The organism is Streptomyces chlorus (assembly GCF_042655885.1).
GTDB lineage: Bacteria > Actinomycetota > Actinomycetes > Streptomycetales > Streptomycetaceae > Streptomyces > Streptomyces chlorus.
Window position 1 is genome coordinate 1 of record NZ_JBHSOA010000168.1, and the last position, 733, is coordinate 733.

Genomic DNA, 733 nt, shown 5'->3' on the forward strand with positions numbered 1-733 from the left:
GCCGGATGAGCTGTGGGAGCTGTTCCAGCGGGTGGTGCCGGAGGCGCCCTCGCGGCCGCAAGGTGGTGGTCGGCGCCGGCACGGCGACCGTGAGGTGCTGGCCGCGATCGTGTTCGTGGCGACCTCCGGGTGCACGTGGCAGCAGATGCCCGCCGCGTCGTTCGGGCCGTCCGGGGCCACGGCCCACCGCCGGTTTGCCGAGTGGACCAAGGCCCGGGTGTGGGCCAAGCTGCACCGCCTGGTCCTGGACGAACTCGGCTCCCGGGGCGAGCTGGACTGGTCCCGTTGCGCGATCGACTCGGTGAACATGCGGGCCCTGAAAAGGGGGATCTGACGGGTCCGAATCCTGTCGACCGGGGCAAGTACGGGTCAAAGATCCACCTGATCACCGAGCGGACCGGTCTGCCCATCTCCGTCGGAATCTCCGGCGCCAACCTCCACGACAGCCAGGCCCTGATCCCGCTGGTCAAGGGCATACCCCCGATCCGCTCCCGCCGCGGCCGACGCCGCCGCAGGCCTGGCAAGCTCCACGCCGACAAGGGCTACGACTACCGCCACCTGCGGCAATGGCTCTCCCGCCGGGGCATCCGGCACCGCATCGCCCGCAAGGGCATCGAGACCTCCCAGCGGCTCGGACGGCACCGCTGGACCATCGAACGCACCATGGCCTGGCTCGCCGGCTGCCGCCGACTCCACCGCCGCTACGAACGCAAGGCCGACCACTTCCTCGCCT

Annotated in this window: 1 protein-coding gene; it reads left to right on the top strand. The window is 71.1% G+C overall.

The window, feature by feature from the left end; genetic code table 11:
* Positions 1-733, top strand: a protein-coding gene (locus ACFPZI_RS37215; protein WP_381371592.1) for an IS5 family transposase whose coding sequence is annotated in 2 segments (ribosomal slippage) — positions 1-319 and positions 322-733 — 731 coding nt annotated over the 2 segments. Because the reading frame shifts where the segments join, the coding sequence is not laid out codon by codon here. This gene is flagged as partial in the annotation.